Raw genomic sequence first — 14,145 nt, 5'->3', positions numbered from 1 at the left:
CTTCCCCCCGCTTCCGGTCCCTAGCGCATCAGCACTAGCTCTTCGGCCATGGTCGGGTGGAGCGCAATGGTCGCGTCGAAGTCTGCCTTCTTGAGCTTGGCTTTCACCGCAATGGCCGCCGCCTGCAGGATCTCCGGCGCATCGGGGCCGATCATGTGCAGGCCGACGATCTCGTCCGTCTCGCCATCGACGACCAGCTTGTAGAGGGAGCGCTCGTTGCGGCCGGCGAGAACGTTCTTCATCGCCCGGAAATCCGACGTGTAGATCTTCACCGGGCCGAGCTTGTGGCGCGCCTCGCCCTCGGTCATTCCGACCGAGGCGAGCGGCGGGTGGCTGAACACCGCCGACGGGATGCAGCCATAGTCCACCCGGGTCGGCTTATTCCCGAAGAAGGTGTCCGCGAAGGCATGGCCCTCGCGGATCGCCACCGGGGTCAGCTGCACGCGGTCGGTCACGTCGCCCACCGCGAAGATCGACGGCACGGAGCTGCGACTGTCCGCATCGACCTTGACCTGCCCCTTGTCGCCAAGCTCCACTCCGGCACGCTCGAGGCCGAGACCTTCGATGTTGGGGCGCCGACCGATCGCAAAAAGCACCTCGTCGGCTTCGAAATCGTCGCAACCGGTCATCGTGACCTTGAGCGAACCGGACTCGCTCCGCTCGATACGGTCGATGCTGGCGTTGAACTTGAAGTCGAGGCCCTTGCGCAGCGAGATCTGGATCAGCCGGTCGACGATCTGCTGGTCATAATGGCGCAGGATCACGTCGGTGCGGTTGACCAGCGTCACCTGGCTTCCGAACTCGTTGAAGACACCGGCGAACTCGTTCGCGATGTAGCCGCCGCCGGCGATCACGATCCGCTTGGGCAGCTTCTCCAGGTGGAAAACTTCGTTCGAGCTGATCGCGTGCTCGATGCCCTCGATCTCGGGCATCTGCGGGCGGGCGCCGGTCGCGATCAGGATTTTCTCGGCGGTGATTTCCTTGCCGCTTGCGAGCCGGATCGAAGTGGGGCCGGTCAGCTCCGCGCGCTCGTGGAAGATGGTGACCTTATGGTTGCCGAGCGTCTCGGTATACGCGGTCTCCAGCCGGTCGACCTCGGAAAGGACGTTGTCGCGGAGAACGGCCCAGTCGAACCGCTTCTCGGGGATATCCCAGCCGAACATCGCGGCATCATCGAGATCTTCGGCAAAGTGCGCGCCGTAGACGAGCAGCTTCTTCGGCACGCAGCCGCGGATGACGCAGGTGCCGCCCACCTTGTGCTCCTCGGCGATGCCGACGCGCGCGCCGTACGCCGCGGCGACGCGAGCAGCGCGGACTCCGCCCGAGCCAGCGCCGATTACGAACAGGTCGAAGTCGGCCATCAGACCCCTGCCCGCTCGATCAGCGCTCGGGTCGACGGGTCCAGCTCCGCCTCGTCGGCAGCATCGGACAGCTTGCGGGCGATCTGCTTGCCAAGCTCGACTCCGAACTGGTCGAACGGGTTGATGCCCATCAGCACGGCATTGGCGAACGTCCGATGCTCGTAGAAGGCGATTAGTGCGCCGAGCGAGCGCGCGTCCAGCCGGTCGAGCAGAATCGTCGTGCTCGGCCGGTTGCCGGGGTAATTCCGCTGCGGATCGTCGCTGGTGCGGCCGCTCATCAGCGCCGAGGCTTGCGCGAAAGCGTTCAGAAGCAGCTGGCGATGGTGCTCGGGGTCGAGCGAGTCATCGCTCTCGGAAACGGCGACGAACTCGACCGGGATGACGATCGTACCCTGGTGAAGCAACTGGAAGACCGCGTGCTGAGCATCGGTTCCGACGCCGCCCCAGGTGACAGGTGCCGTAGCTTCGGCTGGCTCCCCGGCAGTGGTCACCGACTTGCCGTTCGACTCCATCTCGAGCTGCTGGAGGTAGAAAGGCAGCAGCCGCAGCCGCTCGTCGTAGGCGAACACGGCCCGGGTCTGACAGCCTATCGTCTCGACGTAGAAGCGGTCGGCGAATGCGGCGAGCAGTGGAATGTTCACCTCGGGCTCCGCGAAGCGGAAATGACGGTCCATCTCGGCCGCGCCTTCGAGAAGTTCCTCGAAGCCATTCCAGCCGAGCGCGAGGGCCGCCGAAACCCCGACCGAACTCCAGAGCGAGTAGCGGCCGCCCACGCCCTCTCCGAACTGAAGCACGCGCGTTTCGTCGATGCCCGCCTGCACGGCAGCTTCGGGACTTGCAGTCACAGCGATCACCCGGCCGTGCGGATCGGCGATGCCGGCACTGCTCAGCCAGTTGAGCGCTGCGTCCATGTTGGCCAGCGTTTCGGCCGTCGTGAACGTCTTGGAGGCCACCACCACCAGGGTCGTTGCGGCGTCGAGCTCGCTTACAGCATCGTCGAACGCCTGCCCGTCGATATTGGAAAGAAAGCGAACGCTCAGCTTCCCGGCGCGGCGGCCGAGCGCATCGACGAGTAAGGCCGGACCAAGCACTGAACCGCCGATGCCGATGTGCAGGACGCCGGTGACATCGCCGAATGCACCCGCCTCGACTGCATCGACGAGCGCGCGCGTGCGCTGGTGGCGAGCGGCAGCGAGATCGACATCCTCCGGAGCGCCGCTCCCGCGCTCGGCAACGTGGGTGGCGGGACGTCCCTCGCTCGGGTTGACGATTTCACCCGCGAACAGCGCGTGGCGCGCGCCCACAAACCCCATTCGCTCGGCTCGCTGCACGAATTCGGCGACGCGGGTCTCGTCGAGGTGCGTCTTGGACCAGTCGAAATAAATCCCCCCGAGCTCGTGACTGAACCGGCTGAGCCGGTCGGGTTCGCGAGCGAACAGCTCATTGAGGCGGGGAACGTCGTTCGTGGAAGGCGCTGGCATCGCCTCGCCACATAATGACGGCAGAGCCAATTGCCACCCTGCTTGACCTTGCCGCAACGGACGGAAACAAGCGCGGCGATGCAATCTCCTCCCAACCGGCAGCCATCAACCGACGCCCCTGCCCCGCCGACAGCCGAGAAGAAGGAGACTCCGGGCAGCCTGGCGCGCTTCCTGCTGACCCTCGCACTCGTGGCGTGGGCAATGCGTAGCCTCGTCATGCAGCCGTTTTCGATTCCGTCGGATTCGATGCTCCCGGCGCTATACATCGGCGACTACATCGCCGTCGCCAAATGGCCCTACGGTTATTCGCGCTACAGCTTCCCGTGGAGCGTCCCCTCCTTTTCCGGACGAGTCCTCGGCCACCTGCCGGCGCGGGGTGACGTCGTGGTCTTCCACCTGCCCGACGAGAATGCGGATCTCGTAAAGCGCGTCATCGGACTGCCGGGCGATGTTGTTGAGGTCAGGGACGGCAAGCTGGTCCTGAACGGCCGCGCCGTCGTTCGCCGCCCGATCAGGCCGCTCGCCATGCCGATCGGCCCCAACAGCCCCTGCCGCGTCATCCCGCCGGCTCAACCGGCCATCGCCACGAAGGAGGGCCGTCCCCATTGCCTGTACCCGGCGTTCCTCGAGACGCTGCCAAGCGGCCCCAGCTACACCGTCCTCGACCAGGTGGCGGCAAGCCCCGGGGACCAGTTCGCTCCGGTCCGAGTCCCCGCCGGACACCTGTTCGTGATGGGCGACAATCGCGACGACAGCCTCGACAGCCGTTTCCCGACGGCGGAGGGCGGCGTCGGCATGCTTCCCGTCGAAGAGCTGATCGGCCGCGCCGAGGTCACATTCTGGTCGACGGACGGCAGCGCATCCTACGTAAAGCCGTGGACCTGGTTCACCGCGCTGCGAAGCGATCGCATCGGCAACGGCTATACCGGTGAGCCACAATGAGCGGCGAAGTATCGCAGTTCGTTGCTGATCGTCTCGGCCATGCGACGAAGCATCCAGAGCTGTTCGATCGTGCCTTCACGCACGGGAGCGTCGGTCCGGACAGCTATGAGCGGCTGGAGTTCCTCGGTGATCGCGTGCTCGGCCTGACCATCGCGGCGGCGTTGTTCAAACGTTACCCGAAGGAGCCGGAGGGCAAGCTGTCGCGGCGCTTCAACGATCTCGTTGCCGGGGAGACATGCGCAGAGGTCGGCCGCGGACTCGGCATCCCGCCGCTGATCCGTCTGGGCAAGCAAGCCCGCGAAGACGGTGCCAACCAGAGCGACAATGTCATCGGCGACGTTGTCGAGGCGGTGATCGGGGCGCTGTACCTGGAAGCCGGGTTCGATGCAGCGAGCCGCTTCGTCATCCAGGTTTGGCAACCGTATCTCGACGGCCAGGTGCGCGCACCGAAGCACCCCAAGTCAGCGCTTCAGGAGCTGGCGGCCGCGCGCGGCTGCAAGAATCCCGACTATGAAGTGATTGCCCGAACCGGCGCTCACCATGCGCCGCGGTTCGAGGTGCGAGTCAGCATCGGGGGCGTCGGCGAAGCCACTGCCGATGGATCCAGCAAGCAGGAGGCGGAAACCGCCGCGGCCGCTGCGCTGTTGAGCCAATTGCAATGACGGAGACCCCAACCCGCGCCGGCTTCGTCGCCGTGATCGGCGCCCCGAACGCGGGCAAGTCGACGCTGGTCAACGCGCTCGTCGGCCAGAAGGTCGCGATCGTGAGCCCAAAGGCGCAGACCACCCGCTCGCGCCTGATGGGCATCGCAATCCATGATCAGGCGCAGGTGCTGCTCGTCGACACGCCGGGCATCTTCCAGCCCAGGCGCCGCCTCGATCGGGCAATGGTGGCTGCCGCCTGGACCGGGGCGGAAGACGCCGACCTCATCCTGCTCGTCATCGACTCCGCCGCCGGCGTGAAGGCGGACGTGGAGCGGATCGTTGCCGCGCTGGAGGCGCGCGAGCACCCGTTGTTCATCGCCCTCAACAAGATCGACCTAGTCAACAAAGGCGAACTCCTCGGTCTCTCGGCCGCGCTTACAGAGCGGCTGAACCCTGACCAGGTCTTCATGATCAGTGCCGCGCAGGGCGATGGAGTCGACGACGTCCGCGACGCCCTCGCCGCCGCCGTGCCGGAAGGACCGTGGCTCTACCCCGAGGACGAGGTTTCGGACGCCACCGACCGGATGATCGCCGCCGAACTGACACGCGAGCAGATCGTCAACCAGCTTCACCAGGAGCTGCCGTATGCCACAGCCGTCGAGACCGAGACCTGGGACGACCGCGCTGACGGCTCGACGGAGATCCGCCAGCAGATCCTGGTCGAGCGCGACAGCCAGAAGGCGATCGTCATCGGCAAGGGCGGGCAGCGCCTCAAGCGGATCGGCGCCGGCGCCCGCGCGGAGATCGCCGAGCACCTCGGCCGGCCGGTGCATCTCTACCTGCACGTGAAGGTCAATCCGCGCTGGGACGAGGACCGCGGCCTCTACCGCGAGATCGGCCTCGACTGGGCAGACTAGCCTGCGCTCAGCAGCTCATCGACCCACTGCGGGACCAGCTCCCCGGCCCGCCCTGTCCGGCTTTCGTCGAACATGTAGCTGCCGAGGCTCGGCTGGAGATTGATCTCCAGCGTCGCCGCGCCGCGATAACGCGCCGTCTGCACGAAACCGGCCGCCGGATAGACAGCGCCCGACGTGCCGATCGACACGAAGAGGTCGCAGCGCTGCAGCGCCTCCTCGATCCGCTCCATCTCGTACGGCATCTCGCCGAACCAGACGATGTCGGGCCGGACTTCCCCGACTCGCTCGCACTCGGGACAGCGTGCCCCCTGGCCCATCGGTCCTTCCCAGCCGAAGCGTTGATCGCAGGCCAGGCACCAGCCCTTTTTCAGCTCCCCATGCATGTGGATCAGCCGCTTGGACCCGGCACGCTCGTGCAGGTCGTCGACGTTCTGCGTCACCAGCAGCAGGTCGCCCGGCCACGAGGCGTCGAGGCGGGCAAGGGCCTGGTGAGCGGCATTGGGTTGAACGCTGTCCAGCTTCGCGCGCCGTGCGTCGTAGAATTCGTGCACCAGCGCCGGGTCGTGCCGGTACGCGCCCGGCGTTGCGACGTCCTCCACCCGGTGCCCTTCCCAAAGCCCGTCCGCCGCGCGGAACGTCGCCAGCCCGCTCTCGGCGGAAACGCCGGCACCGGTCAGGACCACGATGTTGCGAATGTCAGCCACGGTCGTGATTGACGACTGATGCTGACCGTCCCTGCGACATTTCGCGCCCGGAGATGAAGCGCTTCATCCCTCGACTGGGAGCGACGCAAACGAGTGTGTTCCCGTCAAAAGGGAAAGCAGGTTCGCGGAAGACGTACACGTCCAGAGCGTCAGCCATACTACGATGCTAATGCCGCACGGAACGTCTGCAAATGGGTCGTCTGCGAACGGTGAGCTCAGGTTGGAAAGCGGACGCTTCACCTCAACGAGAGGATGACGATGTTGCGAAAGCCCATGCGACCAGCATAGGCGTGGCTGCTGATGAGCGAGGGTAAAATCCGCATCGGCATTGGCGGCTGGACGTTCCCGCCGTGGCGCGGGCCGTTCTACCCCGACGGCCTGCCGCAATCGAAAGAGCTCGAATATGCGTCGCGGCAGTTCGGAGCCATCGAGATCAACGCGACCTTCTATGGACGCCAGAGCCCGAATAGCTGGGCAGCCTGGGCTGCGACGGTGCCGGATGGCTTCGAGTTTGCGATCAAGGGATCCCGCTATTGCGTCACTCGGCCAAAACTTGCCGACGCAGGCGAAGGGCTCGGAGTCTACTTCGCCCAGGGCATGGCTGCGCTGGGCGACAAGCTCGGCCCTGTGCTGTGGATGCTCGCTGCACGCCGCCAGTACGATCGCGAGGACATCGCCTCGTTCCTCAAGCTGCTGCCAAGCAAGCTGGACGGGATCCCGCTCCGCCACGTCATCGAGCCGCGTCACGAAAGCTTCCGTGACGAGAGCTTCTTCGCGCTGTGCCGGGAGCATGATGTCGCGGTGGTGTTCGGTGACGATGACGAGTTCCCGTGCATCGACGCGGACACGGCCAGCTTCGCCTACGCCCGGCTGCAGCGCATGCGGGACGAGGTTCCGACCGGCTACGATAACGAGGCGCTCGACGCCTTCGCAGCCCGCGCCCGTGGGTGGCAGAAGGCCGGCCGGGACTCCTATCTGTTCCTGATAAACGGCTCTAAGGTCCGCGCCCCGGCAGCAGCACTGGCCCTGCAGGAGCGGCTTGGCTAAGCACTTCCGATGCGTGCTCCCGACCAGCCGATCCGCATCAGCCTGTTCGCGCCGGACGGCCGCATGGGCGAGGCGATCAAAAGTGCTGCCAAGGCGGACGCGGCATTTGTGATCGACCAGGATCATGGCGACGTCCTGATCGATTTCTCCGCGCCCGAAGCACTGCAGTCGAGCCTCCACCGCGCCGTCTCGGCCGCTGTCCCGCTACTCGTCGGAACCACCGGCCTCGACGAAACTGCGGATCGCGAGATCGCCGAAGCGTCGCGGCAGATCGCTATCTTGCGCGCATCGAACACGTCGCTGGGCGTTGCCGTCCTTGCCGAGCTGGTCGAGCGCGCCGCTCAGGCGCTCGGCGCCGAATGGGACATCGAGATCGCCGAGGTCCATCACAAAATGAAGGCGGATGCGCCCTCGGGAACCGCGCTGACACTGGGCGAAGCAGCCGCCCGGGGACGCGGCACTGAACTCAACTCGGAGCGCGGCCGCGACGGCACCGGTCTGGCGCGGGCAGCCGGCGCCGTCGGCTTCGCCAGTCTGCGCGGCGGCAGCGTCGCCGGGGACCACGACGTCATGTTCCTGGGTCCCGACGAGCGGCTGGTCCTGTCGCATCGCGCGGAAAACCGCATGATCTTCGCCCGGGGCGGGCTGGCTGCAGCCCGGTTCCTCGTCGGCAAGCCTGCCGGACTCTATTCGATGCGCGATGTGATCGGGGCGCGGCTCGGTTGACGCAGCCGGCGAGCGGCAATCCCGACGCATTGCTCGCACGGCGCCTCGGCTTGTTCGATGCGACCATGCTCGTCATGGGCGGCATCATCGGGGCGGGGATTTTCGTCAATCCGGCCGAGGTCGCCCACCACCTCCTCACACCCGGTTGGATCGTCGGCGTGTGGGCGATCGGCGGACTGGTCGCTCTTTGCGCCTCATTCGTTTATGCGGAGCTCGCTGTCCGGCGCCCTGAAGTCGGCGGGCAGTACGCCTATCTTCGGGATGCTTTCGGCCCGATGCCGGCCTTCCTTTACGGCTGGTCACTCCTGCTGGTGATTCAGTCGGGCGGCATGGCCGCGGTCGCCATCACCTTCGCCCGCTACTTCCTCGAACTGACGCACTGGCCGGTCGCCGAGAGCGTGGTGGGAGTAGGTGCGCTGGCCCTGCTCACGGCCATCAACTGCCTGGGCGTGCGGTCGGGCAGCAATGTCCAGAGTGGACTGATGGTCCTGAAGATCGCCGCCATCGCCATGCTTGTCGCCGTCGGCTGGTGGCTTGCTCCGGCGAGCGGAGCACCGTTGCCAACCGCCGCCCTGGTCTCAACGCCGCTGTCGGCAATCGCGGCAGCGCTGACACCGGTGATGTTCGCTTATGGCGGCTGGCAGACGGCGAGCTTCTGCGCCGGCGAAATGCGCAACCCGCAGCGGGATCTCGCTCGCGGACTTCTCTTTGGCGTCGGCGGCGTGATCCTCCTGTACTGCCTGGTTGCATTCGTCTGCGTCCACACGCTCGGTCCGGCGGGGCTCGCGGCCTCCAAGGCTCCAGCGAGCGACGTTATGCGCCTCGCGCTCGGCAACCGCGGCGCAACGCTGATCGACTTGGGGATCGCGATTTCGACGCTCGGGTTCCTGAGCCAAGGCATGCTGACGGCGCCGCGCGTCTATTTCGCAATGGCGGAGGACGGCCTCTTTTTTCGCAGCGTTGCAAAGGTGAGCACCACGACCCGTGTTCCGGTCGTCGCCATCGTCCTGCAGGGTGCCGCCGCAATCGCGATCGCCTTGTCCGGCACGTACGGCCAGATCCTCGGCTATGTGGTCTCGGTCGACTTCATCTTCTTCGGCCTGACCGGACTTGCGCTGTTCGTCTTCCGGCACCGGGATGCCGGCAAGCCTGGCAGCTTCAGCGCACCGTTTCATCCCATCTCGACGGGACTCTTCGTCGCGGCCTGTGCAATCACCGTCGTCGCGACGGTGATCAACAATCCGGTCAACAGCCTGATCGGTTACGCAATCCTCGCTGCCGGCGTACCCGCATGCCTGTACTGGAAGCGCAGGAATCGAACGGACCCGGCATGAAGCCATTCCAGTCCGACTATATGCACTGGGCCAAGTTCAAGCCGCCGGTCCGCTATCCGCTGACCGGTAGCGAGGTGCCGCACTTCCGGATGGACCGGCTGCCCTGGACGATCGCCGACCTCGACCTCGATGGCGCAAGTCACCCGCGCTACCTCCCGCTCCGTGAGGCGATTGGCCGCCGCTACGGCGTCGGGCCCGAGCAGGTCGTCGCGGCGGACGGCACTTCCATGGCCAACTTCCTGGCAATGGCCGCCCTGATCGCCCCCGGCGACGAAGTGCTGATCGAACGTCCGACCTACGAGCCGCTGCTCGCCGCCGCGGAGTTCCTGGGTGCCCGCATCATCCGCTTCCCGCGCTCACCTCGCGATTTCCGCCTCGATCCCGCCGCGGTCGAGAATGCCGCGACGGAAGCCACCCGGCTGATCGTGCTTACCAATCTCCACAACCCGAGCGGCGTGCTCGCCGGAGACGAAGAACTGCGCCGGGTCGGTGACGTGGCCAGAGTGCGTGGCGCGCGCGTGCTGGTGGACGAGGTCTATCTGGACGCCGCCATCCCTCGTCCGAAGAGCGCCGTCCACCTGGCCCCCGAATTCGTGACGACCAACAGCCTGACCAAGGTCTACGGTCTGAGCGGCCTGCGTTGCGGCTGGATACTGGCCGAGGCCGAAGTCGCCGAACGGATGTGGCGGCTCAACGACCTGTTCGGCGTCAACCAGGCGCATCCGGCAGAGCGCCTCGCCTGCATCGCCTTCGAGCACATTGACGAGGTCACCCGCGGCAATCCGGCCCTGCTGCGAACCAACCGCGAGCGCTTCAACAGCTTTCTGAAATCCCGCCCCGACCTGGAGTGCGTGCCAGCCCTGCACGGCACAACCGCCTTCCCGTGCTGGCTGGCTGGCGACACCGAACGGCTCGATGCCCATCTGCGCGCCCGCTACGACGCAGCCATCGTGCCCGGCCACTGGTTCGAGCTGCCCGACTACTTCCGCGTGGATCTCGCCGTGCGAAATGACGAATTCGCCGAAGCGCTGAACCGTCTCGGCAAGGCGCTGGACGATCTTGCGTGAAGCGCGATGAAGTCTTCGAATTCTTCCGCCGCCTCGCGGAAGCGAACCCGTCGCCGACAACCGAGCTCGAATTCACCAACCCGTACACGCTGCTGGTTGCCGTCGTGCTGTCGGCCCAGGCAACCGACGTTAGCGTGAACCTCGCGATGCGCCCCGTTTTCGCTGAGATCAGCACTCCCGAAGAGATGCTCCAGCTGGGAGAGGAGCGCCTCCGAGAGGCAATCAAGTCGATCGGCCTGTTCAACACCAAGGCGAAGAACGTCATTGCGCTGAGCCAAGCGCTGATCGAGCGCTTTGGCGGAGAGGTGCCGCGCTCGCGCGAGGAGCTGCAGGCGCTGCCCGGAGTCGGGCGCAAGACCGCCAACGTCGTCCTCAACACCGCATTCGGAGACGAGACTTTCGCAGTCGACACGCACGTCTTCCGCGTCTGCAACCGGACCGGCCTTGCGCCCGGCAAGACGGTCGACGACGTCGAGCTGAAGCTCGACAGGCTGGTGCCGCAGCCGTTTCGACGCGACGCGCACCACTGGCTGATCCTGCATGGCCGCTACACCTGCAAGGCGCGCCTGCCGGAGTGCTGGCGCTGCCCGGTCATCGACCTCTGCCGCTACAAGCCGAAGACGCTAACGCCCGAGGAGCGCGTCAAACCCAGCGTCGCTCGAACCGTGAGCCGAGGCAAGTCAGCAACTCGTATTGCGAAAGGCCCGACTGCTTCGCCGCCGAAGGCAAGTCGTAGTCGATCTCGACCCAAGCCCCTTCCCTGAGGTCCGGCGCGGCGTCGCAGCCGACAGCGATCAGGTCCATCGATACGCGCCCGAGCACCGGTAGCGCGAACTCCCCGGCGAACGCCGAGCCGGTGCTGGAGAAGCCGCGTAGATAGCCGTCCGCATAGCCGACGTTGAGGATCGCGGCCTCCGTATCCTCGCTTGCGACGAAGGTCGCGCCGTACCCGCAGCTCTCGCCGGCGCGGATAATCCGGCGTTGAACGATCTGGGCCTGGAGGCGAGCGACCTGGCGGATGTTGCCCTCAGCTTCTCGCCGCGGAACACCGCCATAGAGCGCGATGCCGGGGCGCACGAGATCGAAGCTGTAGTTCGGCCCGAGGCAGATGCCCGCAGAGTTCGCCAGGCTGTAGCGCCGCGCCCGCACGTGCGCGGCGACCTCGCTGAAGCGCTGCAGCTGGACGCCGTTCAGGCGGCTGTCCTCGTCGGCGCAGGCGAGGTGGCTATGCAGCGTGTCGATGGCGAGGCCGTCCACCGCCCCGATCTCGGAAGGCCTGAGCCCCAGCCGGTTCATGCCGGTGTCGATCATCACGTCGCAAGGCCGCTCCGGAGCCATCTCCTTCCAGCGCGCAACCTGCTGAACCGTGTTCAGGCAAGGCCGGGCGCACGAGGCGAGCGCAGCTTCGGCGTCGTCCGGACCGACGCCGTGGAGAACGAGCAAGCTGGCGCCATTGGGCAGAGCGCCCAGTGCGTCCGCTTCAGCCCAGTTCGAAACGAAGAAGTCACGGCAGCCGATTTCGAGCAGCGCGTCGGTGACCTGGCGGGCGCCCAGCCCATATCCGTCCGCCTTCACCGCGGCGCCGGCGGGGACTCCGGCACGCGCGGCGAGCCAGCGCCAGTTCGCCTGGAGCGCAGAACGATCGAGCGTCAGGCGGAGCGGACGGTGCACGCCCGGGTCCGTATCCGCCTTGCCGACAGGCGTCGAGCCTCCGTGGCTTAGAAGAGGCGGCCGCCGTTCGGAACCTGTTGTTCCGGGGCTACGAGGACGACCTCCCCGGCTTCATTGGGGAAGCCCAGCGTCAGGACGTCGGACATGAACGGCCCGATTTGACGCGGCGGGAAATTGACCACAGCCGCGACCTGCATGCCGACAAGCGCGTCCGGCGTATAGAGCGTCGTCACCTGCGCCGACGACTTCTTGCGCCCCAGCGTCTCGCCGAAGTCGATGACGAGCTTGTAGGCCGGCTTGCGCGCTTCCGGGAACGGCTCGACGGAGACGATCGTCCCCACCCGCACGTCCACCTTCAGGAAGTCGTCGAAGGTGATCGCCGCTGCCGGCGGCTCACCGGGGTCATGCAGCTTATGCATCGCTCGTCACTCGACCGTGACGCTCTTCGCCAGGTTGCGGGGCTGGTCGACGTCCGTGCCCTTCAGCACTGCCGTATGATAGGCGAGTAACTGCACCGGCACAGCGTAGACCAGTGGCGCGATCAGCGGATGGACGCGCGGCATCTCGATCGTCGCCATGCATCCCTCGCCGGCTTCGGCGATACCCTCGGCATCACTGATCAGCACGATCTTGCCGCCGCGGGCACGGACTTCCTGCATGTTGCTGACCGTCTTGTCGAACAGCGGCCCTGACGGCGCGATCACTATGACCGGCACTTGGTCGTCGATCAGCGCAATGGGACCATGCTTCATTTCGCCGGCAGCGTACCCTTCCGCGTGGATGTAGCTGATCTCCTTCAGCTTGAGCGCCCCCTCCAGCGCCATCGGATAGTCGGGCCCGCGTCCAAGGTAGAGCACGTCGCGGGCCGGAGCGATGAGGTGCGCCATCGCGGCGATGTCCTCGTCATGATTGAGCGCGGCGTTCAACGCGGCGGGCGCCTCCTGCAGGTGGGCGACGATGTCCTGCTCTTCGGATTCCGTCACACGCCCCTTCGCCCGCGCGAGATTGGACGCGAGCGCTGCAAGAACCGCCAGCTGACAGGTAAATGCCTTTGTCGAAGCGACGCCGATCTCCGGCCCCGCATGGGTTGGAAGCAGCAGGTCCGCCTCACGCGCCATGGAGCTTGTCGGCACGTTCACGACGACGGCGATCCGCTGCCCCTGCCCGCGCGCATGGCGAAGCGCGGCGAGCGTGTCGGCCGTCTCGCCCGATTGGCTGATAAAGAGCGCCAGGCCGCCGGGCTCCAGCACCGGCTCGCGGTACCGGAATTCCGACGCGACATCGATGTCGACGGGCACCCGGGCAAATTGCTCGACCCAATATTTCGCCACCAACCCGGCGTAGTAGCTCGTCCCGCAGGCGACGATGGTCAGCCGGTTGACCGACTCGAGGTCCGCGTCCGCTACGGGGAGCGCGACCTGGCCTTCGAACGGCCGCACGTAGGTCTGGAGAGTCTGCGCAACGACGATCGGCTGCTCGAAGATCTCCTTCTGCATGTAGTGCCGGTAGTTACCCTTCTCGACCGGCGCCGAGTTCGCGCCCGACTGGACGATCTCGCGCTCCGCGCGCTGGTTATGCCGGTCGAACACCTCGATGCTGTCGCGGCGCACCACGGCCCAGTCGCCCTCGTCGAGGTACGCGATGCGCTGCGTCCAGGGCGCGACCGCAAGCGCGTCCGAACCGAGGTAATTCTCGCCATCGCCGTAGCCGACCGTCAGCGGCGCACCCATCCGCGCGCCGATGATCAGATCGGGATGGTCGCGGAACAGGAAAGCGATCGCGAACGCCCCCTGAAGGCGCGGCAATACGGCAGCGACCGCGTCCTGCGGTGAGGCGCCGCGCTCGACCTCGCGTGCGACCAGGTGCCCGACAACCTCGGTGTCCGTTTCGCTTTCGAACGTCCGGCCCTCCGCAATGAGCTCGTCGCGGAGCGGCTTGAAGTTTTCGATGATGCCGTTGTGGACCAGCGCCACCCGTCCGACGATGTGTGGATGGGCGTTGCCGACCGTCGGCGCGCCATGCGTCGCCCAGCGCGTGTGCGCGATGCCGGTCGCTCCGTGGAGCGGATTGGCGGCGAGTTCGCGAGCCAGATTGTCGAGCTTGCCTTCCGCGCGGCGCCGCACAAGCTCCCCACCTTCGATCGTGCAGATCCCGGCCGAGTCGTACCCCCGATACTCAAGCCGCTTCAGACCATCGAACAGCCGCTGGGCAACGTCGCTGTTGCCGACAATTCCAACAATCCCACACATAC

Annotated in this window: 13 protein-coding genes and 1 pseudogene; 8 read left to right on the top strand and 6 right to left on the bottom strand. The window is 66.3% G+C overall.

Annotation, left to right across the window (positions count from 1 at the left end; all coding sequences use genetic code 11):
* Window positions 1-20: 20 nt before the first annotated feature.
* Window positions 21-1,361, bottom strand: a complete 1,341-nt coding sequence (gorA, locus tag ACUXST_RS01750) for a glutathione-disulfide reductase (RefSeq protein ID WP_458388231.1) — start codon at window positions 1,359-1,361, stop codon at window positions 21-23.
* Window positions 1,361-2,842 (bottom strand): glucose-6-phosphate isomerase, encoded by a 1,482-nt coding sequence (gene pgi / locus ACUXST_RS01745; protein WP_458388230.1) that lies wholly within the window; start codon window positions 2,840-2,842, stop codon window positions 1,361-1,363. The genes gorA and pgi overlap by 1 nt, the downstream gene beginning before the upstream one ends.
* Before the next feature lie 78 nt (window positions 2,843-2,920).
* Here pgi and lepB point away from each other — a divergent pair, with 78 nt between their 5' ends.
* From lepB to era, 3 genes are read left to right on the top strand one after another with little or no spacing between them, the layout of a single operon-like run.
* Window positions 2,921-3,784, top strand: a complete 864-nt coding sequence (gene lepB, locus ACUXST_RS01740) for a signal peptidase I (RefSeq protein WP_458388229.1) — start codon at window positions 2,921-2,923, stop codon at window positions 3,782-3,784.
* Complete coding sequence (gene rnc / locus ACUXST_RS01735) at window positions 3,781-4,446, top strand: ribonuclease III (protein WP_458388228.1); 666 nt, start codon at window positions 3,781-3,783, stop codon at window positions 4,444-4,446. The genes lepB and rnc overlap by 4 nt, the downstream gene beginning before the upstream one ends.
* Window positions 4,443-5,345: a GTPase Era gene (era, locus tag ACUXST_RS01730; protein WP_458388227.1), complete on the top strand. Its 903-nt coding sequence runs from the start codon at window positions 4,443-4,445 to the stop codon at window positions 5,343-5,345. The genes rnc and era overlap by 4 nt, the downstream gene beginning before the upstream one ends.
* Here the strand turns inward: era and ACUXST_RS01725 are convergent.
* A complete protein-coding gene (locus ACUXST_RS01725; protein WP_458388226.1) occupies window positions 5,342-6,049 on the bottom strand; it encodes an NAD-dependent deacylase in 708 nt (235 codons plus the stop codon). The genes era and ACUXST_RS01725 overlap by 4 nt on opposite strands.
* 300 nt (window positions 6,050-6,349) lie before the next feature.
* Here ACUXST_RS01725 and ACUXST_RS01720 point away from each other — a divergent pair, with 300 nt between their 5' ends.
* The 5 genes from ACUXST_RS01720 to nth are packed head-to-tail and all read left to right on the top strand — an operon-like array spanning window position 6,350 to window position 10,987.
* Complete coding sequence (locus tag ACUXST_RS01720; RefSeq protein WP_458388225.1) at window positions 6,350-7,096, top strand: DUF72 domain-containing protein; 747 nt, start codon at window positions 6,350-6,352, stop codon at window positions 7,094-7,096.
* A gap of 9 nt (window positions 7,097-7,105) precedes the next feature.
* On the top strand, window positions 7,106-7,822 hold the full coding sequence (gene dapB / locus ACUXST_RS01715) for a 4-hydroxy-tetrahydrodipicolinate reductase (RefSeq protein ID WP_458388224.1): 717 nt from the start codon (window positions 7,106-7,108) through the stop codon (window positions 7,820-7,822).
* The gene (locus ACUXST_RS01710; protein ID WP_458388223.1) at window positions 7,819-9,156 is read left to right on the top strand and encodes an APC family permease; all 1,338 of its coding nucleotides are present in this window, start codon (window positions 7,819-7,821) and stop codon (window positions 9,154-9,156) included. The genes dapB and ACUXST_RS01710 overlap by 4 nt, the downstream gene beginning before the upstream one ends.
* Entirely contained in the window at window positions 9,153-10,223 is a 1,071-nt protein-coding gene (locus ACUXST_RS01705; RefSeq protein WP_458388222.1) for a pyridoxal phosphate-dependent aminotransferase, read from the top strand. The genes ACUXST_RS01710 and ACUXST_RS01705 overlap by 4 nt, the downstream gene beginning before the upstream one ends.
* Complete coding sequence (gene nth, locus ACUXST_RS01700; RefSeq protein ID WP_458388221.1) at window positions 10,220-10,987, top strand: endonuclease III; 768 nt, start codon at window positions 10,220-10,222, stop codon at window positions 10,985-10,987. The genes ACUXST_RS01705 and nth overlap by 4 nt, the downstream gene beginning before the upstream one ends.
* Here the strand turns inward: nth and alr are convergent.
* The 3 genes and pseudogenes from alr to glmS all read right to left on the bottom strand — a co-directional run.
* Window positions 10,872-11,894: pseudogene (gene alr, locus ACUXST_RS01695) on the bottom strand (alanine racemase); the annotation flags it as partial. The gene nth and the pseudogene alr sit on opposite strands and share 116 nt — an antisense overlap.
* A 47-nt stretch (window positions 11,895-11,941) precedes the next feature.
* On the bottom strand, window positions 11,942-12,313 hold the full coding sequence (locus tag ACUXST_RS01690; RefSeq protein ID WP_458388220.1) for a tRNA-binding protein: 372 nt from the start codon (window positions 12,311-12,313) through the stop codon (window positions 11,942-11,944).
* Window positions 12,314-12,319: 6 nt separating this feature from the next.
* A complete protein-coding gene (glmS, locus tag ACUXST_RS01685; protein WP_458388219.1) occupies window positions 12,320-14,143 on the bottom strand; it encodes a glutamine--fructose-6-phosphate transaminase (isomerizing) in 1,824 nt (607 codons plus the stop codon).
* Window positions 14,144-14,145: the final 2 nt, after the last annotated feature.

The organism is Sphingomonas sp. F9_3S_D5_B_2 (assembly GCF_054263715.1).
The sequence above is the reverse complement of the archived record's forward strand: the minus strand, read 5'-3'. Positions and strand labels throughout refer to the sequence as shown.

Coding starts and splice junctions, on each gene's coding strand:
- rnc (WP_458388228.1), top strand. CDS start 3,781: ATGAGCGGCGAAGTATCGCAGTTCGTTGCTGATCGTCTCGGCCATGCG.
- ACUXST_RS01705 (WP_458388222.1), top strand. CDS start 9,153: ATGAAGCCATTCCAGTCCGACTATATGCACTGGGCCAAGTTCAAGCCG.
- glmS (WP_458388219.1), bottom strand. CDS start 14,143: ATGTGTGGGATTGTTGGAATTGTCGGCAACAGCGACGTTGCCCAGCGG.
- ACUXST_RS01720 (WP_458388225.1), top strand. CDS start 6,350: ATGAGCGAGGGTAAAATCCGCATCGGCATTGGCGGCTGGACGTTCCCG.
- pgi (WP_458388230.1), bottom strand. CDS start 2,842: ATGCCAGCGCCTTCCACGAACGACGTTCCCCGCCTCAATGAGCTGTTC.
- lepB (WP_458388229.1), top strand. CDS start 2,921: ATGCAATCTCCTCCCAACCGGCAGCCATCAACCGACGCCCCTGCCCCG.
- gorA (WP_458388231.1), bottom strand. CDS start 1,361: ATGGCCGACTTCGACCTGTTCGTAATCGGCGCTGGCTCGGGCGGAGTC.
- era (WP_458388227.1), top strand. CDS start 4,443: ATGACGGAGACCCCAACCCGCGCCGGCTTCGTCGCCGTGATCGGCGCC.
- ACUXST_RS01690 (WP_458388220.1), bottom strand. CDS start 12,313: ATGCATAAGCTGCATGACCCCGGTGAGCCGCCGGCAGCGGCGATCACC.
- dapB (WP_458388224.1), top strand. CDS start 7,106: ATGCGTGCTCCCGACCAGCCGATCCGCATCAGCCTGTTCGCGCCGGAC.